Here is a 22,309-nt window from a genome sequence, read left to right on the forward strand (position 1 = left end):
ATCAGCCGCGCGCGATCAGCGCTGCGTCGGCTTCGGCCTTCTCGGCCGCTTTTTCGCGGATGAGCCGTTCCAGCTCATCCACCAGGTTGTCGTTGCTCAGTTTCTGCGAGGGCTTGCCGTCGATGTAGACCAGGTTCGGCGTACCGCCGGTGAGGCCGATATGGGCCTCCTTGGCTTCGCCTGGACCGTTCACCACGCAGCCGATCACGGCGACGTCCAGCGGCACCAGCAGGTCCTCGAGGCGGCCTTCCAGCTCGTTCATGGTCTTCACCACATCGAAGTTCTGCCGCGAGCAGCTCGGGCAGGCGATGAAGTTGATGCCGCGCGAGCGCAGGTGCAGGGACTTGAGGATGTCGAAACCGACCTTGATTTCCTCGACCGGATCGGCGGCCAGGGAGATGCGGATGGTGTCGCCGATGCCCTCGGCGAGCAGCATGCCCAGGCCGACGGCGGACTTCACCGTGCCCGAGCGCAGGCCGCCGGCCTCGGTGATGCCGAGGTGCAGGGGCTGCTCGATCTGCTTGGCCAGCAGGCGATAGGCGGCGACGGCCATGAACACGTCGGAAGCCTTCACGCTGACCTTGAAGTTCTGGAAGTCCAGCTTGTCGAGGTGATCGACATGGCGCATGGCCGATTCGAGCAGGGCTTCGGGGGTCGGCTCGCCATACTTCTTCTGCAGGTCCTTCTCCAGCGAGCCGGCGTTGACGCCGATGCGGATCGGGATGTTCTTGTCACGGGCCGCGTCGACCACCGCCTTGACGCGATCCTCACGGCCGATGTTGCCGGGGTTGATGCGCAGGCAGTCGACGCCCAGTTCGGCCACGCGCAGGGCGATCTTGTAGTCGAAGTGGATATCCGCCACCAGCGGTACCTGGACCTGCTGCTTGATCTTGCCGAAGGCTTCCGCGGCATCCATGTCCGGCACGGAAACCCGCACGATATCGGCGCCCGCCTCTTCCAGGCGGCGAATCTGCGCAACGGTAGCGGCGACGTCCAGGGTGTCGGTGTTGGTCATGCTCTGCACGGCGATGGGCGCATCGCCCCCCACCGGCACGTTGCCGACCCAGATCTTGCGCGAGGGCCTACGGATGATCGGAGAAGCACAATGCATCTTACTGTCCACCTAACTTCAGGCGTGCGGTTTCGCCACGGGAAGCCTGCACCGTGACCGGCTGGCCGTTGTAGCTGACCTGCGCACCACGGGCGAAGCCCAGGCGCAGCTCCATCGGCGCCTTGCCAGCGATTTCCAGGGCGTTGCCCTTGCGTTTCAGGGCGCTGACCAGCACCTTGCCGTCAGCATCGGTAATCTGGGTCCAGCAATCGGCGACGAAGTCGATCTTCACTACGCCCTGCCCGGCTTCGGCGACTACCGGTGCGGCGCTGCTGGCAGGCTGCTGGGCCGGAGCGGCCGGGGCAATCGCTTGCTCGGTCGCGGGCGCCTCGGGTGCGGGCGCCGGAACGGCCGGTACAGTCGCGGCCGGAGCGGCAGGTGCAACCGGTGCGGCGGGAGTAGCGGGAGCGATGGGCACCGGCGCGGCGGCAGTGGAGGCAGGCGCTGTGAGGGGATCGGCCGGAGCCGGCGCCGCAGCCTGCTCGGACGGCTGATCGGCAGCGCCCTCGGACGCACTCGACAGCGGCAGGGTATTCGCCTGATCCTCGGCAACGGCCTGGTCTTCCGGCTCGTCGAGGGTATGGATCTCGGTGGTGCCATCGGCACTTTCCACCTCGACATGCTCCATGGTCAGGCCGTTGACCTCGACCGCCCGGCCATTGCGCTCCTGCCACCAGAAGTAGGCGAAGGCGATCAGCAGGGCGAGCAGCAGCAGGCTGAACAGGCGCAGCAGGTTGCGCGACAGGCGTACCGGCTCAGCCACACGACCGAGGCTGTGCACGGTGCTGCCACTGGCATCGGTGCCGGTGTACTGGTCGAAGGTGCTCACCAGTTGCGCCTGGTCCATACCGAGAAGCTTGGCATAGGCACGCACATAGCCACGCGCGAAGGTATGCCCCGGCAGTTGGTCGAAATTGCCCTGTTCCAGCTGACGCAGGGAATGCTCGGTGAGGTTCAGCTGAGCGGCCACCTGGGTGACCGACCAGCCCTTGCTCTCGCGTGCGAGGCGCAGGGTTTCACCGGGATTCGTGCGGCTCGCTGCAACGCCCTCTGGCTGCGACGTCATCATCATTGTTCTGCCTGGTATGCCTGATATTCGGGAGAAGCGGGATACAGACGCTTCAGTTGCAGACCGTAACTGGCAGCGGTGTCCCTATCGTCAAAAACTTTCGCCAGGCGGATACCCAGCAGCAGGCTGCGCGCGTTCTGCGAGCCCTGCTTCAAATATTCTTCGTAGTAACTGCGGGCCGGCACGAAGTCGCGGGTCCGGTAGGACAGATCGGCCATTTCCAGCAGGGCCACCGGCTGATTGCGATTCAGCCGCAGGGCCTTGTCGAAGAACTGTTTGGCTTCATCCTGGCGGTTCAGCTTCAGGCAGACCAGCCCGAGATTCTCGAAAATCCGCGAACGTTCAGGATAAAGGCCGTCTTCCGAGGCCTTCATGTAGGTATCGTAGGACTCCTGGTAGCGCTTCTGCTCGAACAGGAAGCTACCGTAGTTGCGCAGGATACGCGCATCGTCGGAGCGGGAGGAAAGCGCCTTGCGGTACTCGGTTTCCGCCAGTTTCGGCTCCGCTTCCGTCTGGTAGACCAGCGCCAGCGCCGCGTGGGCATCCGCGCTGGAGGAGTCGATTTCCAGGGCCTGGCGCAGCGGAACCTTGGCCTGCTCGGTATTACCCATCTGCAGGTAGCCGATGCCCAGCTGGATATAGGCGTCGCGCGCCTCGTTACGGCCCTTCTCGGTCTTGAGGGGTTCCGGTTTGCCGGTCGTCACGCAAGCCGTCAGCACGGTTGCCAACAGGAAAAACAGCGCGGCGCGCAAGATCATCGGAATCCTCTCTCGATCAGTTTCGATTGGCTGCAGTCGGCGTTGTCTCGGCGTCGGCGGCCAGTTGGCGTACGGCGATGTAGCGTTCGCTACGGCGAGTACGGTCCATTACCTGGCCGACCAGTTGTCCGCAGGCGGCGTCGATGTCTTCGCCACGAGTGGTACGCACGGTGACGTTGAAGCCGCCCTTGTGCAGCATGTCCTGGAAACGGCGGATGGCATTGTTGCTCGGCCGCTCGTAACCGGAGTGCGGGAAGGGATTAAACGGAATCAGGTTGATCTTGCAAGGAAAATCCTTGAGCAATGCGATCATCTGCTCAGCATGCTCAGGCTGGTCGTTCACATCCTTGAGCAGGGTGTACTCGACAGTCAGCACGCGCTCCTTGCCGAGGCGGGTGATGTAGCGCCGGCACGCATCCAGCAGCATGGCCAGGGGGTACTTCTTGTTGATCGGCACCAGCTTGTTGCGCAGCTCGTCGTTCGGCGCGTGCAGCGACAGCGCCAGGGAAACGTCGATCACTTCGCCGAGCTTGTCGATCATCGGCACTACGCCGGAGGTGGACAGGGTCACCTTGCGCTTGGAAATGCCGTAGCCGAAGTCCTCCATCATGATGCTCATGGCAGTCACGACGTTGTCGAAGTTCAGCAGCGGCTCGCCCATGCCCATCATCACCACGTTGGTGATGGCGCGGTCGATCTTGCCGGGCACGGTGCCGAAGGATTTGTTGGCGATCCACACCTGGCCGATGATTTCCGCCGAGGTCAGGTCGCTGTTGAAGCCTTGTTTGCCGGTGGAGCAGAAGCTGCAATCCAGCGCGCAGCCGGCCTGCGACGATACGCACAGGGTGCCGCGCCCGGCCTGCGGGATGTAGACGGTCTCGACGCAACTGCCGGACGCCACGCGCACCACCCACTTGCGGGTGCCGTCGGCGGAGATGTCCTGGCTGACGATCTCGGGACCACGAATTTCGGCACAGGCCTTGAGCTTTTCGCGCAAGGCCTTGCCGACGTTCGTCATGGCGTCGAAATCCTCGGCGCCAAAGTGGTGAATCCACTGCATCACCTGGCCGGCGCGGAAGCGCTTTTCACCGATGGACTCGAAGAATTCCTCGAGCTGGGGCTTGGTCATGCCCAGCAGGTTGGCCTTTACAACGGTATCAGTCATGGATTCACCCTCGCCCATTCGCTTATCAGCGAATGCGCTCGCACACCTCGGTGCTGGAGAAGAAGTAGGCGATTTCGCGAGCAGCCGAAGCTTCGGAGTCGGAACCGTGTACGGCGTTCTCGTCGATGGAAACGGCGAAGTCGGCGCGGATGGTGCCGGCGTCGGCTTTCTTCGGATCGGTGGCGCCCATCAGCTCGCGGTTGCGGGCGATGGCGTCTTCACCTTCCAGAACCTGCAGGACGACCGGGCCGGAGGTCATGAAGGCAACCAGATCCTTGAAGAAGGGGCGCTCTTTGTGCTCGGCGTAGAAACCGCCGGCTTCGCGCGCGGACAGTTGAACCATTTTCGAAGCGACGACGCGCAGACCGGCCTTCTCGAAGCGGGTCAGGATTTCGCCGATGACGTTCTTGGAGACGGCGTCGGGCTTGATGATGGAGAAGGTGCGTTGCAGGGCCATGGAAAACTCCAGAAGCAAGGTTGGTAAAGCCAAGAAGCCCCTGGCATGGCCAGGAGCTCCTGTGATTCAGGGTATGCCGCGCCGCGAAGCGCTTTGCGCGGGATCGACCCCGGAGAGGGTCAAGGTCGACGGCTCCAGAGGAAACTGCGGGGTTCCAGCGGAGCTCACCTAAAATAAAACCCGCGAATTATACGCGGGTTCGGGAAAAAGAGCAGCCGCGGGCGGCAGGCGGTAAGCCTCGCAAAAGGCAGACGCCGCTCGCGCGCAGTCTCAGTCGAGTTCTTCGATCCAGGCGGACTGGATGGCTTCCAGCACCTTCTCGCCGCCACGCTGCGGATCGTCGCTGAATTCCGGAAGTTCCAGCACCCAGCTATGCAGATCGACGAAGTTGATGTAGCGCGGATCGACCTCCGGCTTGCTCTCGGCAAGCTGGATGGCGATTTCCAGAACATCGGTCCATTTCAGGCTCATGTTTCGCCTCGATATCCGCTCAGTGGCCTTCGGAGACCTGGTTGATGGTGTACTTCGGAATCTCGACGACCAGATCCTCGTCGCCGACCACGGCCTGGCAGGACAGGCGGGAATCCGGCTCCAGGCCCCAGGCCTTGTCGAGCATGTCGTCTTCCAACTCGTCGGACGGCTCCATCGAGTTGAACCCTTCACGCACGATCACATGGCAGGTGGTGCAGGCGCAGGACATCTCGCAGGCATGCTCGATTTCGATGCCATTGCGCAGCGCTGCCTTCATGATGGTTTCGCCCGGCTGGGCCTCGATCACCGCACCTTCAGGGCAGTGCTCGGCATTCGGCAGAAAAACGATCTGCGGCATCTTCGCTTATTCCTCGATTTCGTTGAGCCGGCGGCCTGCCAGGGCGGCCTTGACGGTGGCGTCCATCCGTCGCGCGGCGAAGGCGTCGGTCACCTGGGACAGACGCTTGATCTGCTTTTCGATGGCCGCGGTGTCATTGCCGCCCGCCAGTTCGCGCAGGGTTTGCATGTTCGCATCGATGACCAGACGCTCTTCCGCATCCAGCAGGCGCTCGCCGTCGGCATCCAGCGCCGACTGCACGGCCTCGAGCAGGCGCTGAGCCTCGACCTGCTGCTCGCGCAGGGCGCGGGCGGCCATGTCGTCGCCGGCATTCTGGAAGGAGTCCTGCAGCATGCGGGCGATTTCGCCGTCGGTCAGGCCGTAGGACGGCTTGACCTGGATACTCGCCTCGACGCCGGAGCTCAGCTCGCGGGCGGAGACTCCGAGCAGGCCGTCGGCATCCACCTGGAAGCTGACACGGATCTTCGCCGCGCCAGCCACCATCGGCGGAATACCACGCAGTTCGAAGCGCGCCAGGGAGCGGCAGTCTTTCACCAGCTCGCGCTCGCCCTGCAGCACATGGATCATCATGGCCGTCTGGCCATCCTTGTAGGTGGTGAACTCCTGAGCGCGCGCCACCGGAATCGTGGTGTTGCGCGGGATCACCTTCTCCATCAGGCCGCCCATGGTCTCCAGACCGAGGGACAGCGGAATCACGTCGAGCAGCAGCAGCTCTTCGCCATCGCCACGCTTGTTGCCGGCCAGGGTATCGGCCTGGATAGCGGCGCCGATGGCCACCACCTGATCGGGGTCGATATCGGTCAGCGGCTCGCGGCCGAACAGTTCGCCCACCGATTGGCGTACGCGCGGCACACGGGTCGAACCGCCGACCATGACCACGGCGGTCACTTCTTCCAGCTCCACGCCGGAATCGCGCACCGCACGGCGGCAGGCCTTGAGGCTGCGGGCCACCATCGGCTCGATCAGCTCCTCGAAGAATTCGCGAGTCAGCTCGCCAGACCAGTCGCCATAGCTCACCGCGACACGGTCGCTGGCGGTCAGGGCTTCCTTCGCCGCACAGGCGGTCTGCAGCAGCTGACGCTGGGTAGCCGGATCGAGATCGTCGGAAAGACCGACCTGAGCGATGATCCAGCCGGCAATCGCATGGTCGAAATCGTCGCCGCCCAGCGCGGTATCGCCGCCGGTGGCCAGGACCTCGAACACGCCACGGGTCAGGCGCAGGATGGAAATATCGAAGGTGCCGCCGCCCAGGTCATAGATGGCGACCACGCCTTCGGCGTTCTGGTCCAGACCGTAGGCGACCGCCGCCGCGGTGGGCTCGTTGAGCAGGCGCAGCACGTGCAGGCCGGCCAGCCGCGCGGCGTCCTTGGTAGCCTGGCGCTGGGCATCGTCGAAGTATGCGGGGACGGTGATGACCGCGCCGACCAGCTCGCCGCCAAGGGTTTCCTCGGCGCGCTGGCGCAGGGTCCGGAGGATTTCCGCCGAGACTTCCACCGGGCTCTTCGAGCCCTGGACGGTCTCGATGAACGGCATGTGCGACTCGCCCTGGCTGAAGCGATAGGGCATCTGGCCGCCGAGATGCTTGACGTCCTCCAGGCCACGCCCCATCAGGCGCTTGACGGAAATGACGGAGTTCAGCGGGTCTTCGACGGCATTGTCTTTCACCGACGCGCCCACTTCGATGCGATCGGCGTGGTAACGCACCGCCGACGGCAGGATCACCCGCCCCTGCGCATCCGGCAGAGGTTCGGCGACGCCGCTGCGCACGGCAGCGACCAGGGAATTGGTTGTGCCCAGGTCGATCCCCACGGCCAGGCGACGTTGATGCGGCTGGGGGCTCTGTCCGGGCTCGGCGATCTGCAGTAGGGCCATGATTTCAAACTATCGGGCGCGGTATGAACCGCGCGGATTAATCGTCGAGTCGCTCTTCCAGCTGACGCACTTCCTGCGCCAGCTTGTCGAGAAACTGCATCCGCCGCACCAGACGCTCGGCTTCCGTACGACGGGCCGCGTCATCCCAGCAGGCGGCGAATGCGTCATCCAGCTGCCGCTGGGCATTCTTCAGGCGTCGCTTGAAAGCCGCCACGCCATCCAGGTCCGCGCTGTCCTGCAGGTCTTCCAGCTCCTCGCGCAGCTCCATCTGCTGCAGCAGGAATTCCGGGTCCTGCACTGTCGCTTCCAGCGGCAGGGCGTTACCGCGCAGGGTCAGCAGGTAAAGCGCCCGGCGCGGCGCGCTTTTCAGCGTCTGGTAGGCGTCGTTCAGCTGCGCGGCGTTTTCCAGCGCCAGGCGCTGCTCACGCTCGGAGGCATCGGCGAAACGGTCGGGATGAACGCTGCGCACCAGCTCGCGGTAACGCTGACCCAGCTGATCGAGGTCGATGCGGAAGTCCGGCTTCAGGTCGAACAGTGCAAAGTGACAGGGCGTACCCACGCGAGCCTCAGACGTTGAAGCTTTCGCCGCAGCCGCATTCGCCACGCACGTTCGGGTTGTTGAACTTGAAGCCTTCGTTCAGGCCTTCACGAGTGAAGTCCAACTCCGTGCCATCGAGGTAGACCAGGCTTTTCGGATCGATGATGACCTTCACACCATGGCTTTCGTAAACCAGGTCTTCCGGCGCCAGATCATCGACGAACTCCAGCACGTAGGCCAGACCGGAACAGCCGGTCGTGCGCACACCCAGACGGATACCCTGCCCCTTGCCACGCCCTTCGAGGGAACGACGAACGTGGCTGGCGGCGGCTTCGGTCATGCTGATGGCCATGGCAACTCCTTACGCGAAAAGGCTCTCAGAGCAGACCTTTCTTCTGCTTGTAGTCACGCACGGCCGCCTTGATGGCGTCTTCGGCGAGCACAGAGCAGTGGATTTTCACCGGCGGCAGGGCCAGCTCTTCGGCGATGGTGGTGTTCTTGATCGACTCCGCCTCGTCCAGGGTCTTGCCCTTCATCCACTCGGTGGCGAGGGAGCTGGAGGCGATGGCCGAACCGCAGCCGTAGGTCTTGAACTTGGCGTCTTCGATCACACCCTGTTCGTTGACCTTGATCTGCAGGCGCATCACGTCACCGCAGGCCGGCGCACCGACCATGCCGGTGCCGACATCCGGGTCCTCGGCATCGAGCTTGCCGACGTTGCGGGGGTTTTCGTAGTGGTCGATGACCTTTTCACTGTACGACATGGCTAATCCTCACTTCGCGGGGCGGGTCAGTGTGCCTGCCATTCGACCTTGGACAGGTCGACACCCTCTTTGAACATATCCCACAGCGGCGAAAGTTCGCGCAGCTTGGAAACGGCATTGACCACCTTATCGGCGGCATAGTCGACTTCTTCTTCGGTGGTGAAGCGACCGAAGGTGAAGCGGATGGAACTGTGCGCCAGCTCGTCGTTGCGGCCCAGGGCGCGCAGCACGTAGGACGGCTCCAGGGAGGCGGAGGTACAGGCCGAACCGGAAGAGACCGCGAGGTCCTTCAGGGCCATGATCAGCGACTCGCCTTCGACGTAGTTGAAGCTGACGTTCAGGTTGTGCGGAACGCGCGCGGTCAGGCTGCCGTTCACATACAGCTCTTCCAGACCCTGGATCTGCTCGTAGAAGCGATTGCGCAGGGCAAGGATGCGCTGGTTTTCCTGATGCATTTCTTCCTTGGCGATGCGGAAGGCTTCACCCATGCCGACGATCTGGTGGGTCGCCAGGGTGCCCGAACGCATGCCGCGCTCGTGGCCACCACCGTGGGTCTGGGCTTCCAGACGCACACGCGGCTTGCGTCGCACGTAGAGCGCGCCGACGCCTTTCGGGCCGTAGGTCTTGTGCGCGGAGAAGGACATCAGGTCGACCTTCAGCTTCTCCAGGTCGATATCCACCTTGCCGGTGGACTGGGCGGCGTCGACGTGGAACAGGATGCCGCGCGAGCGGGTCAGTTCGCCGATCGCCGCGATATCGTTGACGGTGCCGATTTCGTTGTTCACGTGCATGACCGAAACCAGGATGGTGTCGTCACGCAGCGCGGACTCGACCTGGGCCGGGGTGATCAGGCCATCTTCGGTCGGGTCCAGGTAGGTCACTTCGAAGCCTTCGCGTTCGAGCTGGCGGCAGGTGTCCAGCACCGCCTTGTGCTCGATCTTCGAGGTGACGATGTGCTTGCCCTTGCTCGAATAGAAGTGCGCAACACCCTTGATCGCCAGGTTGTCGGACTCGGTCGCGCCGGAGGTCCAGACGATCTCGCGCGGATCGGCGTTCACCAGCTCGGCGACCTGGCGACGGGCGTTTTCCACAGCTTCTTCGGCCTTCCAGCCGAACACGTGGGAACGCGACGCCGGGTTGCCGAAATTGCCGTCCACCAGCAGGCAGTCAGCCATTTTCTGAGCGACACGCGGGTCCACCGGGGTCGTGGCGGAGTAGTCGAGGTAAATCGGCAATTTCATCAGGTAACTCCTACAGGCTGGCGTTCGCTCAATCGATGGCGGACGCTTCTATCTTATCGAGGCGTGACGCCCGGCCACCGCAGCGGCGTTCGTCCTGGCGTTGAGCGACCTCTTGAACCTCGCGGCGCTCGACCAGATCGGCGAGGCTGATGCCACTGAGGAACTCATGAATCTGCTGGCTGAGATCGCACCACAGGTGATGGGTCAGGCAAACATCGCCGGAATGACAATCCCCCTGCCCCTGGCAGCGGGTGGCATCGACCGACTCGTTGACCGCATCGATCACCTGGGCGACGTGGATGACAGCCATATCGCGGGAAAGCTGGTACCCACCGCCCGGCCCGCGGACGCTGACCACCAGGTTGCCACGGCGCAACTTGGCGAACAGCTGTTCGAGATAGGAGAGGGAGATACCCTGGCGCTCCGAGATATCCGCAAGAGAAACCGGGCCACGCTGAGCATGCAACGCCAGATCGAGCATGGCGGTTACGGCATAGCGGCCTTTGGTGGTCAATCGCATGGGGATTTCCGGGAAAAATCGCTGGTCTGGGGAAAGTATGTCTTTTTCCGAGTATTTAAGTCAACTATAAGACCTATCAAAATACTCGGAATTAACCAGCGAGCGGCGCGGTATTCTAGCAGAACGGTCAGGCCGGCGCATCACTGCGCCGACTTGTCTTCCTCGGCCTTGACCCCGGCGAAATCCTCGTCGCGCAGGGCGGGCAGCTCCTTGGCGGAGTAATCGCTGCCGAGCTCCGTCAGCGCCTGGCACATCCCCTCAAGACGACCGTCGACCGCCTGCAGGTGATCGAGCAACTGGCCGATGGCGCGCGCCACCGGGTCCGGCATGTCCTGGGTCACGCCGTAGGCATCGAAGCCGATCTTCTCGGCCATCGCCTGGCGCTTGGCCTGCAGTTCGGGATCGTCCTTCACGATAATCCGCCCCGGAATGCCGACCACCGTGGCGCCTGGCGGCACCTCCTTGGTCACCACCGCGTTCGAGCCGATCTTGGCGCCCGCTCCGACGGTGAACGGACCGAGCACCTTGGCGCCGGCGCCGACCACCACGCCGTCTTCCAGCGTCGGATGGCGCTTGCCCTTGTTCCAGCTGGTGCCGCCGAGCGTCACGCCCTGGTAGAGGGTGACGTCGTCGCCGATCTCGGCCGTCTCGCCGATGACGATGCCCATGCCATGGTCGATGAAGAAGCGCCGACCGATCTTCGCCCCCGGATGGATCTCGATGCCGGTCATCCAGCGGCCGAAGTTGGAAACCAGGCGCGCCAGCCACTTCCAGCCGGAAGTCCACAGCAGATTCGCCAGGCGGTGCAGCCAGACCGCATGCAGCCCCGGATAGCAGGTGAGCACCTCGAAGGCGTTGCGCGCCGCCGGGTCACGATGGAATACGCTCTGGATATCTTCGCGCACACGCTCAAACATCTTCATCACTCCGCTTGTAGGACACACCACGTGCGACTTTCTGGGTTTCGGTAAGGATACCGCGCAGGATGTTCATCTCCAGCTTGCTGACGCCGCTGCGACCATACAGGCGACGCAGGCGCGACATCAGGTGGCGCGGCTTTTCCGGGTCGAGGAAGCCGATATCCACCAGGGTCTGCTCCAGATGCGCATAGAAACGCTCCAGCTCGTCCGCCGTGACCGGCATGCTGTTGAGCATGGCGGTGGTTTCCAGCTTCTCCACCTTGGTCGGCCGCCCCTCCGCCGCCAGCCAGGCCATGCGCACTTCGTAGGCCAGCACCTGCACCGCGGTGGCCAGGTTCAGCGAACTGAAGTCCGGATTGGACGGGATATGTACATGGAACTGGCAACGCTGCAATTCTTCGTTGGTCAGGCCAGCGTATTCACGACCGAACACCAGTGCGACCTCACCACCCTGCTCCACGTGCTGCAGCGATGTCGTCGCGCACTCCCGCGGATCGAGCAGCGGCCAGGGAATGCGCCGGTCCCGGGCACTGGTCCCGAGCACCAGACTGCAACCGGTCAAGGCCTCTTCCAGGGTCTGCACGACCACGGCCGAGTCGAGAATGTCGGTCGCGCCCGAGGCACGCGCCACCGCCTCGCTGCTAGGGAAGTCCTCGGGCTCCACCAGCACCAGGCGTGACAGCCCCATGTTCTTCATCGCACGGGCCGTCCCGCCGATATTGCCGGGATGACTGGTATTCACCAACACCACGCGAATTCTGTCGAGCAACGCCTGCCCACTCCACACAAGAAAGCCGAAAAAGGAACGGAATCCTACCGCAGAGGTAGGTTTAGCGCCACGCAGGCGACAGGCCGCCTGAACAATGACTTTCTTTTCTGCTAGAATGGCCGGCTTTCTTTAACGACCCAGGTGAACTCTCCATGCAGCCTATGCTGAACATCGCCCTGCGCGCCGCCCGCAGCGCCGGTGAACTGATTTTCCGCTCCATCGAACGCCTGGATACCATCTCGGTCAACGAGAAAGACGCCAAGGACTACGTCACCGAAGTCGATCGTGCCGCCGAGCTCAGCATCGTCACCGCCCTGCGCAAGGCCTACCCGAACCACGGCATCATGGGTGAGGAAGGCGGCATGCTGGAAGGTTCCGGCGAAGGCGCCGACTACCTGTGGATCATCGATCCGCTGGACGGCACCACCAACTTCATCCACGGCGTCCCACATTTCGCCATCAGCATCGCCTGCAAGTACAAGGGCCGCCTGGAGCACGCCGTAGTGCTCGACCCGGTACGCCAGGAAGAATTCACCGCCAGCCGCGGCCGTGGCGCCGCCCTCAACGGCCGCCGCCTGCGCGTGAGCAACCGCAAGAGCCTGGAAGGCGCCCTGCTCGGCACCGGCTTCCCGTTCCGCGACGGCCAGATGGACAACCTCGACGCCTACCTCGGCATGTTCCGCTCGCTGGTCGGCCAGACCGCCGGCATCCGCCGCGCCGGCGCCGCCAGCCTGGACCTGGCCTACGTGGCCGCAGGCCGCTACGACGCCTTCTGGGAGTTCGGCCTGTCCGAGTGGGACATGGCGGCAGGCGCCCTGCTGGTGCAGGAAGCCGGCGGCCTGGTGAGCGACTTCACCGGCAGCCACGAATTCCTCGAAAAAGGCCACATCGTCGCCGGCAACACCAAGTGCTTCAAGGCGCTACTGACCACCATCCAGCCGCACCTGCCGCCATCGCTCAAGCGCTGAGCGATTCCGCATAAAAAAGAACCCGGCCTTGGCCGGGTTCTTTTTTGCCTGACAGATTATTCGTCCGAGTATTCCTGCGGACGCTGGTTCGGGTCGAGCAGCACCAACTGGCCGTCCTGCACCGGAATCTGCGCACCCGGATCGTGACCCATGCGCACCTGGCCAGCCTTGCCGTCGAGCATGTACTTCACGTCGTAGCCGACCACTTTCTGGCTGGTGTCGTGGACGGTGCTGCAGCGGGTTTCCGTAGTGGTGTAGGTATCACGCGCCTGCATGCCTTCCTGCACCTTGTTGCCCGCGTAACCACCGCCGACCGCGCCGGCCACGGTGGCGATCTTCTTGCCATTGCCGCCGCCGACCTGGTTGCCGAGCAGGCCGCCGACCACCGCGCCGATTGCGGTGCCGGCGATCTGGTGCTGATCCTTGACCGGGCGCTGATGAGTCACGGTGACGTCCTTGCACACCTCGCGCGGCGTCTTGATGGTCTCCTTGACCGGCTGCACGGCGATCACTTCGGCATAGGAAGGAGCACGGTCCACCAGGCTGTAGGTAGCCACCGCACCACCCGCCGTGACGCCAACTGCGCCCAACACGGTACCGATGAGCATCGACTTGTTCACATAAACCTCCTGGCTTCCATTTTCGTTCGGGTATACGCCCTATTCCCTGCCTTGGAGAGGAAATTTTCCCAGAAAGTTCCCACAACTCGATTTGACGCCGCCTACAAAAAAGAACTCCCGCCGTAGCGGGAGTTCTTCCGGGAAACGAAGCGTTCCGTTCAGGGACGTTCGTCTACTTCCTTAGTCTGCGGCGGGATCAGGTCTTCGCTGGTCAGGTTCAGCCAGATCAGCACCACGTTGGCGATGTAGATCGACGAGTAGGTGCCCGCCATCACACCGACGAACAGCGCGATGGAGAAGCCGAACAGGTTGTCCCCGGCGAAGAACAGCAGCGCGATGATCGCCAGCAGGGTGGAGATCGAGGTCGCCATGGTCCGCAGCAGGGTCTGCGACGTGGAGATGTTGATGTTCTCGATCAGGTCTGCCTTGCGCAGCACCCGGAAGTTTTCCCGGATACGGTCGAACACCACGATGGTGTCGTTCAGCGAGTAACCGATGATCGCCAGCACCGAGGCCAGCACGGTCAGATCGAAGGTGATCTGGAAGAACGACAGGATGCCCATGGTGACGATCACGTCGTGCACCAGCGAGACGATGGCGCCGACGGCGAACTTCCACTGGAAGCGGAAGCCGACGTAGATCAGGATGCCGCCGAGAGCCAGCAGCATGCCCAGGCCGCCCTGGTCGCGCAGCTCCTCGCCGACCTGCGGGCCGACGAACTCCACGCGTTTCAGGCTCGCGACGTTGCTGGTATCGGCCTGCTGCAGCGCAGCGGCGACCTTCTTGCCCAGCTCCGGATCATCGCTGGGCATGCGCACCAGCACGTCCTTGGCATCGCCGAAGCTCTGCACCACGGCTTCGGTGTAGCCTGCCGCGACCAGTTGCTCACGAACCTTGCCCAGCTCGGCCGGTTGCTCGTAGGTGAGCTCGATCAGCGTACCACCGGTGAAGTCCAGGCCGAGGTTGATGCCCTTGGTGAACCAGCTGAACAGCGCAAGCAGGGTCAGGGCGAGAGTGGCGGCGAACGCAACGTTGCGCACGCCCATGAAGTTGATAGTTCCGATCTTGATGTCCATCGTGCCTCCCCCTTAGATCCACAGCTTCTTGAAGTCGCGCCCGCCGAAGATCAGGTTGACCATTGCGCGGGTGACCATGATGGCCGTGAACATCGAGGTGAGAATGCCGAGCGACATGGTCACGGCGAAGCCCTTCACCGGGCCGGTGCCCATGGCGTAGAGAATGCCGCCGACCAGCAGCGAGGTCAGGTTGGCGTCGAGAATCGCCGTGAAGGCACGGTTGAAGCCTTCGTGGATCGCGCGCTGCACCGACATGCCATTGGCAATTTCCTCGCGAATCCGCGAGAAGATCAGCACGTTGGCGTCCACCGCCATGCCCATGGTCAGCACGATACCGGCGATACCCGGCAGGGTCAGGGTCGCACCGAGCACCGACATCAGCGCCACCAGCAGGACCATGTTCAGCGCCAGCGCCACGGTGGCGATCAGGCCGAAGAAGCGGTAGATGAGCAGGATGAACAGCGAAACGAAGATCATGCCCCAGATCGACGCATCGATACCCTTGGCGATGTTGTCCGCACCCAGGCTCGGGCCGATGGTGCGTTCTTCGGCGAAGTACATCGGCGCGGCCAGACCACCGGCGCGCAGCAGCAGGGCGAGTTCCGAGGATTCGCCCGGCGCATCCAGGCCGGTGATGCGGAACTGGTTGCCCAGCGGCGACTGGATGGTCGCCAGGCTGATGATCTTCTTCTCTTCCTTGAAGGCCGGAACCGCGACTTCCTGCTCGACGCCATTGACCATCTGCTTGGCGTAGCGGGTGATCGGCTTCTGCTCGATGAACACCACCGCCATGCTGCGGCCGACGTTGGTGCGGGTAGCGCGGTTCATCAGGTCGCCGCCGTGACCATCGAGGCTGATGTTCACCTGCGGGCGGCCGTTCTCGTCATAGCTGGCGCTGGCGTCGGTGACCTGGTCACCGGTGATGATCACGCCACGCTCCAGCGCAACCGGCGGACGGCCGGGCTGGCGGAACTCGAAGGATTCGGTGGCGGACTTGAGCGCGTCCGGCTCAGCGGCCAGGCGGAACTCCAGGTTGGCGGTCTTGCCGAGGATACGCTTGGCTTCGGCGGTATCCTGCACGCCCGGCAGCTCGACCACGATACGGTTGGCGCCCTGGCGCTGCACCAGCGGCTCGGAGACGCCGAGCTCGTTGACGCGGTTGCGGACGGTGGTGAGGTTCTGCTTGATCGAATATTCGCGAATTTCCGTCAGCTTGGCCGGCGTCATGCTCAGGCGCAGCACCTGCATCTCGTTGCGCCCGCTCTGGAGCACTTCGAAGTCACGGAAGTCCTTGGCGATCAGCGACCTGGCCTTGTCCAGATCGGCCTCGTCGGTGAAACCGAGCTGGATGGCGCGATCCTGGACCGGCAGGCTGCGGTAGCGCAGGCGCTCCTTACGCAGGGCGCTCTTGATTTCGCTCTCGTAGACCTTCAGGCGCGCGTCGACTGCCTTGTCCATGTCCACTTCGAGGAGGAAGTGCACGCCACCGGAGAGGTCCAGACCCAGCTTCATCGGGCTGGCGGCCAGGCTGCGCAGCCAGTCGGGAGTGGTCTGCGCCAGGTTCAGGGCGACCACGTAGTCGTCACCCAGCGCACGGCGGACGATGTCCTTGGCCGGCAGCTGGTCGTCCTGCTTGACCAGGCGGATCAGGCCGCTGTTCTTGCCGAGACTGCCCGCCTTGACGGCGATGCCGGCGTCGGCCAGCGCCTTGCCGGCCTTGTCGAGGTCGGCCTGGGTGATCTGCAGCGCCGTGCTCGCGCCACTGATCTGCACGGCCGGATCGTCGGGATAAAGGTTGGGTGCGGAGTAGATGAAACCGACGGCCAGGACCGCCAGGATCAGCAGATACTTCCACAGAGGATATTTGTTGAGCATGACACCGCCCGTTTATGACGCGGGGCGCTTCGTGCGCCCCGTCGGTAGTTTTTCTGGTTGAAGATCGATCAGATGGCCTTGAGAGTGCCTTTCGGCAGGGTCGCGGCGATGGCGCCCTTCTGGAACTTCAGCTCGACGTTGTCGGCCACTTCGACGACCACGAAATCGTCGGCGACCTTCAGCACCTTGCCGGCGATACCCGCGGAGGTGACCACTTCGTCGCCCTTCTGCAGGCCGGAAAGGAGGTTCTTGTGCTCCTTGTTACGCTTGGCCTGGGGACGCCAGATCATCAGGTAGAAGATGACCAGGAAGCCGAGCAGGAACACCCACTCGAAACCGGTACCGGCCGGGCCGGCAGCAGCCGGCGCGGTGTCGGCGAAGGCGGCGGGAATCAGAAAACTCATTGGAAACTCCTGTCACGAAAACTTTGGATATAAGGTCAATTGTCCAGAGGCGGTGTCGGGAGACCGCGCCGGGCGTAGAAGGCATCGACAAAGTCCGCCAATGTACCCTGTTGGATTGCCTCGCGCAAACCAGCCATAAGCCGTTGATAATGCCGCAAGTTATGGATGGTATTGAGCATGCTGCCGAGCATTTCCCCGCACTTGTCCAGGTGGTACAGGTAGGCGCGGGAGAAGTGTTTGCAGGTGTAGCAATCGCAGGTCGGATCGAGGGGCGATTCGTCGTGCTTGTGCACCGCGTTGCGGATCTTGATCACGCCGGTATCGACGAACAAGTGACCGTTGCGTGCGTTGCGGGTCGGCATCACGCAATCGAACATGTCGACGCCGCGGCGCACACCTTCCACCAAATCCTCGGGCTTGCCGACACCCATCAGGTAACGAGGTTTGTCCGCCGGCATCTGCGGCGGAAGGAAGTCGAGCACGCGGATCATCTCTTCCTTCGGCTCGCCGACCGACAGGCCGCCAATGGCCAGGCCATCGAAGCCGATTTCCTGCAAGCCTTCCAGAGAACGCATACGCAGCTCTTCATGCATGCCGCCCTGGACGATGCCGAACAGCGCCGAGGGACTGTCGCCGTGGGCGATCTTCGAGCGCTTGGCCCAGCGCAGGGACAGCTCCATCGAGCGCTTGGCCACATCGAATTCCGCCGGGTACGGGGTGCATTCGTCGAAGATCATCACGATGTCCGAGCCCAGCGCACGCTGTACCGCCATCGACTCTTCCGGCCCCATGAAGACCTTGGCGCCGTCGACCGGCGAGGCGAAGTACACGCCTTCTTCCTTGATCTTGCGCAGCGCCCCCAGGCTGAACACCTGGAAACCGCCGGAATCGGTGAGGATCGGCCCCTGCCACTGCATGAAGTCGTGCAGATCGCCGTGCTTGCGGATCACCTCGGTACCCGGGCGCAGCCACAGGTGGAAGGTGTTGCCGAGGATGATCTGCGCGCCGATGCCTTCGATGTCGCGCGGCAGCATGCCCTTCACCGTGCCGTAGGTGCCCACCGGCATGAACGCGGGGGTTTCCACCACGCCCCGGGGGAACGTCAGGCGGCCGCGACGGGCCTTGCCATCGGTAGCCAGCAGCTCGAACTTCATGAAACTCATGGATCAGACCTCGGGCCCGCGCGGCGCGGGATTGCGGGTGATGAACATAGCATCACCGTAACTGAAGAAGCGGTAACCCTGCTCCACCGCCGCGGCATAGGCCGCCATCGTCTCCGGATAGCCGGCGAAGGCCGAGACCAGCATCAGCAGGGTGGACTCGGGCAGGTGGAAGTTGGTCACCAGGGCGTCGACCACATGGAATGGCCGGCCGGGGTAGATGAAGATGTCGGTATCGCCGCTGAATGGCTTGAGCTCGCCATCGCGGGCGGCGCTCTCCAGCGAGCGCACGCTGGTGGTGCCGACTGCCACCACGCGACCGCCGCGGGCGCGGCAGGCAGCGACGGCGTCGACCACATCCTGGCCGACTTCCAGCCATTCGTGGTGCATCTTGTGATCTTCGATGCGCTCCACCCGCACCGGCTGGAAGGTCCCGGCACCGACATGCAGGGTAACGAAGGCGGTCTCGATGCCCTTGGCACGGATCGTTTCCAGCAGTGCCTGATCGAAGTGCAGGCCGGCAGTGGGCGCGGCCACCGCACCGGCGCGCTCGGCGTAGACCGTCTGGTAGCGCTCGCGGTCGGCATCTTCGTCGGGGCGGTCGATATAGGGCGGCAGCGGCATGTGCCCCACGCGGTCGAGCAGCGGCAGCACTTCTTCGCCGAAGCGCAGCTCGAACAGGGTGTCGTGGCGTTGCAGCATCTCCGCCTCGCCGCCGCCATCGATGAGAATCGTCGAACCCGGCTTGGGCGATTTGCTGGAGCGCACATGGGCGAGCACGCGATGGCTGTCCAGCACGCGCTCGACGAGGATTTCCAGCTTGCCGCCGGAAGCCTTCTGGCCGAACAGGCGCGCCGGGATCACCCGGGTGTTGTTGAACACCATCAGGTCGCCCGGCTGCAGCAGTTCGAGGATATCGGCGAAATTCCGGTGCGCCAGTTCGCCGCTCGGTCCATCCAGCACCAACAGGCGACTGGAGCGACGCTCGGCGAGCGGATGGCGGGCGATCAGGTGTTCGGGCAGGTCGAAATGAAAGTCGGCAACGCGCATGGGGGACAATCTCGAAGGGCCGCACATATTACTGGAAATGCGTTTTTCTGGCCACGCGAGCCGATTGACCGGCGCAGAGCGCCTCCCTATACTGCGCGGCCATTGCCTCGGTGGCGGAATCGGTAGACGCGGCGGATTCAAAATCCGTTTCTGGCGACAGAGTGAGAGTTCGAGTCTCTCCCGAGGCACCAAACACAGGAAAACCCGCCTCGGCGGGTTTTTTTATGCCCGCGCACCTTCGGGGGAATGCCATGTCGAAACTGCTCCTGCGCCCACAGGGCGACTTCGCCCCCGCCGGGCTGCTGCGCCGCTGCGCGGCGATGTTCTACGACTTCCTGCTGTGCGTCGCGCTGCTGATGGTGGTCACCCTGGCCTATCAGCAGGGCTTCCTGCGCCTGATCTACGGCAGCGAACGCCTCAAGCAGATCGCCGACCAGGGCGGCCTGATCGGCGACCCGCTGCTCTCCAGCCTGCTGTTCCTCAGCCTGTTCGCCTTCTTCGCCAAGTTCTGGACACACAGCGGCCAGACCCTCGGCATGCAGGTGTGGGGCATCCGCGTGCAGAACCCGGACGGCACGGCGATCAGCCTGATGCAGGCACTGCTGCGCTTCGTCATCGCCATCGCCTCCTGGCTGTGCCTGGGCCTTGGATTCCTGTGGATGCTCTGGGACAAGGACAAGCGCACCTGGCACGACCGCTATTCGGAAAGCGTGGTGGTGCAGATTCCCAAGGCGGTGCGCAAGGCCACTCAGGGGAGATAAAGAAGAAAGCCGGCGTGAATGCCGGCTTTCTTCATTTCGCAGGTTGGGCTGAGCTTGCGAAGCCCAACAACGGTGTCATGGCCTGGCAAGTGTTGGGCCTCGCTTCGCTCAGCGCCAACCTACCCCGCTCTTCGCAGCAGCCAGGCGCCAGCCACGGCGCAGATGGCCGCCGGCACCAGCACCGCCAGCAGCGGCGGGAAGTTGAACACCTGGCTCGCCGGCCCGAGCAGGTCCTGGGCGATGCGGAAGATGAAGCCCACCAGCACGCCGGTGAAGATGCGCTGACCGAGGGTGACCGAACGCAGCGGGCCGAAGATGAAGGAAATCGCCATCAACACCAGCGCAGCGGTGACCAGCGGCTGCAGCACCTTGGTCCAGAACGCCAGCCAGTAACGATTGGTGCTCAGCCCCTGCTCGGCGAGGTAATGGATGTACTGCCAGAGCCCGCTGATCGACAGCGCTTCCGGCTCCATCACCACGGTATTCAGCAGTTGCGGGCTGAGCTGGACGCCCCACTCCTCACTGCCCCGGGTCTGCACCTCGCTGCGCTTCTGGTCGGGGTAGATCATGGTGGTGGTCACGTCTTCCAGCAGCCAGTGCTTGTCCTGGAAGGTCGCGCGCTTGGCGAAACTGGCGCTCTGCAGGTTGTGCTGGGCGTCGAACTGGTAGCGCGTCACGCCGTACAGCACGCCGTTCGGCTGCACCGCGTTGATATGGATGAATTCATCACCCTGGCGGTGCCACAGCCCGCGCTTGGCGCTCTGCGCGCCTTCGCCGCTCTGCGCCAGGGCGCGGCCGCTCTGCGCCATGGTTTCGGTCCAGGGCACGATGTACTCGCCGACCAGGATGCCGGCGAACATCAGCACCAGCATTGGCTTCATCACCGCCCAGACGATCTGCGACAGGGAAACCCCGGCCGCGCGCATGATGGTCAGCTCGCTGCTGCTGGCCAGGCTACCGAGACCGACCAGGCAGCCGATCAGCGCCGCCATCGGCAGCATCTCGTAGGCCTTGCTGGGCGCGGTGAGCAGGACGAATTTCAGCGCCTCGACGATGGTGTAGCTGTCGTCCAGCGAGCCCAGCTGATCGATGAAGGCGAACAGCAGGGCGAGACCGAGAATGACACCGAGCACCGCGAGGATGCTGAAGAACACCGTGGTGCCGATATAGCGATTCAACTTAACCATGAGCCAGCCTCCGGGCACGCGAGGCAGCCCATTTCAATCGCATGGGTTCCCAGTAAAGAAGCAGCAGGCCGATCGCCAGGAAGACGCCGTGCACCCACCAGAGGCCGAGGCCGAAGGAAAGCTTGCCCTTGTCGAGCATGCCGCGCGCGGCGATCAGCAGGGCCAGGTAGCTCATGTACAGCAGCACCGCCGGCAGCAGCTTGAGGAAGCGCCCCTGGCGCGGATTGACCCGCGACAGCGGCACGGCCAGCAGGGTGACGACGAACACCAGCAGCGGAATGGAGATGCGCCACTGCAGCTCCGCGCGGTAACGCGGGTTTTCGCTGCCGATCAGTTGGGTGGTGGGCACCGCGTCACGGTCGTCGATCTCGCTGCTCACCTCGGGCTTGGGCAGCAGCACGCCGTAGGTGTCGTACTGGATCGCGCGGTAATCGGCCTGCCCAGGCGTGCCGTCGTAGCGATAGCCGTTGTGCAGGATCAGGTAGCGGCTGCCATCGGCATGCACTTCCTGCACGCCCTTTTCCGCCACCAGCAGGGAAATGCCGCGATCCTTGCCGCTGGCCGAGGTGTTCTTGTCGGAAATGAAGATGCCGCCCAGCGCGGTGCGGTCGTTCGACAGGCTTTCCGTGTAGGTCACCCGGGTGCCGTCCTTCATCGACTGGAAGCGCCCCGGCGCCAGGGTGTCGAATTCGGTCATGGCTTCCTGCTTGTTCAGCAGCAGCTGCATCTGCGCGATGCCCTGCGGCGCCAGCGACAGGCTCAGCCAGGCCACCACGGCGGCGACGACAGTCGCCGGAACCAGTGTGTAGGCGAACAGGCGCTGCTGGCTCATGCCGGTGGCCGAGAGCACGGTCATCTCGCTTTCCAGGTACAGCCGTCCATAGGCCAGCAGGATGCCGAGGAACAGCCCCAGCGGCAGGATCAGCTGCAGGAAGCCCGGCAGCCGCACCCCCATGATCATGAACAGCACGCCGGGCTCCAGCATGCCCTGCGCGGCCTGCGCCAGGTACTTGATGAAACGGCCGCTCATGATGATCACCAGCAGCACGGCGCTGACCGCGCTCAGGGTCACCAGCACTTCGCGGGCGAGATAACGGAAGACAATCAAACCGGACACTCCAGGGTTGTCACGCTCGGGCGGCTACGCTCAAACTAGCCGCCTTGAACAGCATTGCCGGGCAGCCGTCGCGGCCCG

The 22,309-nt window shown here is 63.7% G+C and carries 25 protein-coding genes and 1 tRNA gene; 3 read left to right on the plus strand and 23 right to left on the minus strand.

Going from position 1 to position 22,309, the window contains the following annotated elements; genetic code table 11:
• Position 1: 1 nt before the first annotated feature.
• The 15 genes from ispG to trmJ form a co-directional block, all read right to left on the minus strand.
• On the minus strand, positions 2-1,111 hold the full coding sequence (gene ispG, locus JFY56_RS06775) for a flavodoxin-dependent (E)-4-hydroxy-3-methylbut-2-enyl-diphosphate synthase (RefSeq protein ID WP_208312769.1): 1,110 nt from the start codon (positions 1,109-1,111) through the stop codon (positions 2-4).
• A 1-nt stretch (position 1,112) separates the two neighbouring features.
• Entirely contained in the window at positions 1,113-2,183 is a 1,071-nt protein-coding gene (locus tag JFY56_RS06780; protein ID WP_208312770.1) for a helix-turn-helix domain-containing protein, read from the minus strand.
• Positions 2,180-2,938: a type IV pilus biogenesis/stability protein PilW gene (gene pilW, locus JFY56_RS06785; protein WP_208312771.1), complete on the minus strand. Its 759-nt coding sequence runs from the start codon at positions 2,936-2,938 to the stop codon at positions 2,180-2,182. The genes JFY56_RS06780 and pilW overlap by 4 nt, the downstream gene beginning before the upstream one ends.
• Positions 2,939-2,954: 16 nt before the next feature.
• Positions 2,955-4,103: a 23S rRNA (adenine(2503)-C(2))-methyltransferase RlmN gene (gene rlmN, locus JFY56_RS06790; RefSeq protein WP_208312772.1), complete on the minus strand. Its 1,149-nt coding sequence runs from the start codon at positions 4,101-4,103 to the stop codon at positions 2,955-2,957.
• A 25-nt stretch (positions 4,104-4,128) separates the two neighbouring features.
• The gene (gene ndk, locus JFY56_RS06795; protein ID WP_208312773.1) at positions 4,129-4,560 is read right to left on the minus strand and encodes a nucleoside-diphosphate kinase; all 432 of its coding nucleotides are present in this window, start codon (positions 4,558-4,560) and stop codon (positions 4,129-4,131) included.
• Between the two features lie 270 nt (positions 4,561-4,830).
• On the minus strand, positions 4,831-5,031 hold the full coding sequence (iscX, locus tag JFY56_RS06800) for a Fe-S cluster assembly protein IscX (protein ID WP_208312774.1): 201 nt from the start codon (positions 5,029-5,031) through the stop codon (positions 4,831-4,833).
• Positions 5,032-5,050: 19 nt separating this feature from the next.
• Positions 5,051-5,389 carry an ISC system 2Fe-2S type ferredoxin gene (gene fdx, locus JFY56_RS06805; RefSeq protein WP_208312775.1) on the minus strand — a complete coding sequence of 113 codons (339 nt, stop codon included), beginning with the start codon at positions 5,387-5,389 and terminating at the stop codon, positions 5,051-5,053.
• Between the two features lie 6 nt (positions 5,390-5,395).
• On the minus strand, positions 5,396-7,261 hold the full coding sequence (gene hscA / locus JFY56_RS06810; protein WP_208312776.1) for a Fe-S protein assembly chaperone HscA: 1,866 nt from the start codon (positions 7,259-7,261) through the stop codon (positions 5,396-5,398).
• Positions 7,262-7,298: 37 nt separating this feature from the next.
• Positions 7,299-7,820: a co-chaperone HscB gene (gene hscB, locus JFY56_RS06815; RefSeq protein WP_208312777.1), complete on the minus strand. Its 522-nt coding sequence runs from the start codon at positions 7,818-7,820 to the stop codon at positions 7,299-7,301.
• A 7-nt stretch (positions 7,821-7,827) separates the two neighbouring features.
• Positions 7,828-8,151 (minus strand): iron-sulfur cluster assembly protein IscA, encoded by a 324-nt coding sequence (iscA, locus tag JFY56_RS06820; protein WP_208312778.1) that lies wholly within the window; start codon positions 8,149-8,151, stop codon positions 7,828-7,830.
• 25 nt (positions 8,152-8,176) lie between these two features.
• Positions 8,177-8,563: a Fe-S cluster assembly scaffold IscU gene (iscU, locus tag JFY56_RS06825; protein ID WP_208312779.1), complete on the minus strand. Its 387-nt coding sequence runs from the start codon at positions 8,561-8,563 to the stop codon at positions 8,177-8,179.
• Between the two features lie 26 nt (positions 8,564-8,589).
• The gene (locus JFY56_RS06830) at positions 8,590-9,804 is read right to left on the minus strand and encodes an IscS subfamily cysteine desulfurase (RefSeq protein WP_208312780.1); all 1,215 of its coding nucleotides are present in this window, start codon (positions 9,802-9,804) and stop codon (positions 8,590-8,592) included.
• Between the two features lie 28 nt (positions 9,805-9,832).
• A complete protein-coding gene (gene iscR / locus JFY56_RS06835; protein ID WP_208312781.1) occupies positions 9,833-10,324 on the minus strand; it encodes a Fe-S cluster assembly transcriptional regulator IscR in 492 nt (163 codons plus the stop codon).
• A 140-nt stretch (positions 10,325-10,464) separates the two neighbouring features.
• A complete protein-coding gene (cysE, locus tag JFY56_RS06840; RefSeq protein ID WP_208312782.1) occupies positions 10,465-11,241 on the minus strand; it encodes a serine O-acetyltransferase in 777 nt (258 codons plus the stop codon).
• Complete coding sequence (gene trmJ / locus JFY56_RS06845; RefSeq protein ID WP_208312783.1) at positions 11,234-12,013, minus strand: tRNA (cytosine(32)/uridine(32)-2'-O)-methyltransferase TrmJ; 780 nt, start codon at positions 12,011-12,013, stop codon at positions 11,234-11,236. The genes cysE and trmJ overlap by 8 nt, the downstream gene beginning before the upstream one ends.
• Positions 12,014-12,165: 152 nt before the next feature.
• Between trmJ and suhB the strand changes: the two genes are divergently transcribed.
• The gene (gene suhB / locus JFY56_RS06850) at positions 12,166-12,981 is read left to right on the plus strand and encodes a type III secretion system regulator SuhB (RefSeq protein ID WP_208312784.1); all 816 of its coding nucleotides are present in this window, start codon (positions 12,166-12,168) and stop codon (positions 12,979-12,981) included.
• A gap of 56 nt (positions 12,982-13,037) precedes the next feature.
• On the opposite strand, the gene JFY56_RS06855 is transcribed toward suhB, so the two are convergent.
• The 6 genes from JFY56_RS06855 to queA all read right to left on the minus strand — a co-directional run bounded on the left by JFY56_RS06855 (position 13,038) and on the right by queA (position 19,166).
• Positions 13,038-13,601: a glycine zipper 2TM domain-containing protein gene (locus JFY56_RS06855; protein WP_208312785.1), complete on the minus strand. Its 564-nt coding sequence runs from the start codon at positions 13,599-13,601 to the stop codon at positions 13,038-13,040.
• 158 nt (positions 13,602-13,759) lie between these two features.
• Positions 13,760-14,677, minus strand: coding sequence for a protein translocase subunit SecF (gene secF / locus JFY56_RS06860; RefSeq protein WP_208312786.1), 918 nt, complete (start codon positions 14,675-14,677; stop codon positions 13,760-13,762).
• Positions 14,678-14,689: 12 nt separating this feature from the next.
• Positions 14,690-16,552, minus strand: a complete 1,863-nt coding sequence (gene secD / locus JFY56_RS06865; protein ID WP_208312787.1) for a protein translocase subunit SecD — start codon at positions 16,550-16,552, stop codon at positions 14,690-14,692.
• Positions 16,553-16,620: 68 nt separating this feature from the next.
• Positions 16,621-16,956: a preprotein translocase subunit YajC gene (yajC, locus tag JFY56_RS06870; RefSeq protein ID WP_208312788.1), complete on the minus strand. Its 336-nt coding sequence runs from the start codon at positions 16,954-16,956 to the stop codon at positions 16,621-16,623.
• Positions 16,957-16,991: 35 nt separating this feature from the next.
• Positions 16,992-18,110: a tRNA guanosine(34) transglycosylase Tgt gene (gene tgt, locus JFY56_RS06875; protein WP_208313221.1), complete on the minus strand. Its 1,119-nt coding sequence runs from the start codon at positions 18,108-18,110 to the stop codon at positions 16,992-16,994.
• A 12-nt stretch (positions 18,111-18,122) separates the two neighbouring features.
• Positions 18,123-19,166 carry a tRNA preQ1(34) S-adenosylmethionine ribosyltransferase-isomerase QueA gene (gene queA / locus JFY56_RS06880; protein WP_208312789.1) on the minus strand — a complete coding sequence of 348 codons (1,044 nt, stop codon included), beginning with the start codon at positions 19,164-19,166 and terminating at the stop codon, positions 18,123-18,125.
• Positions 19,167-19,270: 104 nt separating this feature from the next.
• On the opposite strand from queA, the gene JFY56_RS06885 reads away from it, so the two are divergent.
• Together JFY56_RS06885 and JFY56_RS06890 are read left to right on the plus strand one after the other, a co-directional pair.
• Positions 19,271-19,357 (plus strand) — tRNA-Leu (locus JFY56_RS06885).
• 60 nt (positions 19,358-19,417) lie between these two features.
• Positions 19,418-19,927 carry an RDD family protein gene (locus tag JFY56_RS06890; protein ID WP_208312790.1) on the plus strand — a complete coding sequence of 170 codons (510 nt, stop codon included), beginning with the start codon at positions 19,418-19,420 and terminating at the stop codon, positions 19,925-19,927.
• Between the two features lie 119 nt (positions 19,928-20,046).
• Here JFY56_RS06890 and lptG read toward each other — a convergent pair whose 3' ends face one another.
• Positions 20,047-21,114: an LPS export ABC transporter permease LptG gene (gene lptG / locus JFY56_RS06895; protein ID WP_208312791.1), complete on the minus strand. Its 1,068-nt coding sequence runs from the start codon at positions 21,112-21,114 to the stop codon at positions 20,047-20,049.
• Positions 21,107-22,222, minus strand: coding sequence for an LPS export ABC transporter permease LptF (gene lptF / locus JFY56_RS06900; RefSeq protein ID WP_208312792.1), 1,116 nt, complete (start codon positions 22,220-22,222; stop codon positions 21,107-21,109). Before lptF ends, lptG begins: the two co-directional genes overlap by 8 nt.
• Positions 22,223-22,309 lie beyond the last annotated feature (87 nt).

It is taken from the genome of Pseudomonas schmalbachii, assembly GCF_017589465.1.
GTDB classification, from domain to species: Bacteria; Pseudomonadota; Gammaproteobacteria; order Pseudomonadales; family Pseudomonadaceae; genus Pseudomonas; species Pseudomonas schmalbachii.

What these genes read in the sequence shown, in the direction of transcription:
- yajC (WP_208312788.1), bottom strand. Translation starts at nt 16,956, where the DNA reads ATGAGTTTTCTGATTCCCGCCGCCTTCGCCGACACCGCGCCGGCTGCT.
- pilW (WP_208312771.1), bottom strand. Translation starts at nt 2,938, where the DNA reads ATGATCTTGCGCGCCGCGCTGTTTTTCCTGTTGGCAACCGTGCTGACG.
- JFY56_RS06890 (WP_208312790.1), top strand. Translation starts at nt 19,418, where the DNA reads ATGTCGAAACTGCTCCTGCGCCCACAGGGCGACTTCGCCCCCGCCGGG.
- iscA (WP_208312778.1), bottom strand. Translation starts at nt 8,151, where the DNA reads ATGGCCATCAGCATGACCGAAGCCGCCGCCAGCCACGTTCGTCGTTCC.
- suhB (WP_208312784.1), top strand. Translation starts at nt 12,166, where the DNA reads ATGCAGCCTATGCTGAACATCGCCCTGCGCGCCGCCCGCAGCGCCGGT.
- lptG (WP_208312791.1), bottom strand. Translation starts at nt 21,114, where the DNA reads ATGGTTAAGTTGAATCGCTATATCGGCACCACGGTGTTCTTCAGCATC.
- fdx (WP_208312775.1), bottom strand. Translation starts at nt 5,389, where the DNA reads ATGCCGCAGATCGTTTTTCTGCCGAATGCCGAGCACTGCCCTGAAGGT.
- iscR (WP_208312781.1), bottom strand. Translation starts at nt 10,324, where the DNA reads ATGCGATTGACCACCAAAGGCCGCTATGCCGTAACCGCCATGCTCGAT.
- iscX (WP_208312774.1), bottom strand. Translation starts at nt 5,031, where the DNA reads ATGAGCCTGAAATGGACCGATGTTCTGGAAATCGCCATCCAGCTTGCC.
- queA (WP_208312789.1), bottom strand. Translation starts at nt 19,166, where the DNA reads ATGCGCGTTGCCGACTTTCATTTCGACCTGCCCGAACACCTGATCGCC.
- rlmN (WP_208312772.1), bottom strand. Translation starts at nt 4,103, where the DNA reads ATGACTGATACCGTTGTAAAGGCCAACCTGCTGGGCATGACCAAGCCC.
- ispG (WP_208312769.1), bottom strand. Translation starts at nt 1,111, where the DNA reads ATGCATTGTGCTTCTCCGATCATCCGTAGGCCCTCGCGCAAGATCTGG.
- secF (WP_208312786.1), bottom strand. Translation starts at nt 14,677, where the DNA reads ATGGACATCAAGATCGGAACTATCAACTTCATGGGCGTGCGCAACGTT.
- JFY56_RS06830 (WP_208312780.1), bottom strand. Translation starts at nt 9,804, where the DNA reads ATGAAATTGCCGATTTACCTCGACTACTCCGCCACGACCCCGGTGGAC.
- cysE (WP_208312782.1), bottom strand. Translation starts at nt 11,241, where the DNA reads ATGTTTGAGCGTGTGCGCGAAGATATCCAGAGCGTATTCCATCGTGAC.
- iscU (WP_208312779.1), bottom strand. Translation starts at nt 8,563, where the DNA reads ATGTCGTACAGTGAAAAGGTCATCGACCACTACGAAAACCCCCGCAAC.
- hscA (WP_208312776.1), bottom strand. Translation starts at nt 7,261, where the DNA reads ATGGCCCTACTGCAGATCGCCGAGCCCGGACAGAGCCCCCAGCCGCAT.
- secD (WP_208312787.1), bottom strand. Translation starts at nt 16,552, where the DNA reads ATGCTCAACAAATATCCTCTGTGGAAGTATCTGCTGATCCTGGCGGTC.
- ndk (WP_208312773.1), bottom strand. Translation starts at nt 4,560, where the DNA reads ATGGCCCTGCAACGCACCTTCTCCATCATCAAGCCCGACGCCGTCTCC.
- JFY56_RS06780 (WP_208312770.1), bottom strand. Translation starts at nt 2,183, where the DNA reads ATGATGATGACGTCGCAGCCAGAGGGCGTTGCAGCGAGCCGCACGAAT.
- tgt (WP_208313221.1), bottom strand. Translation starts at nt 18,110, where the DNA reads ATGAAGTTCGAGCTGCTGGCTACCGATGGCAAGGCCCGTCGCGGCCGC.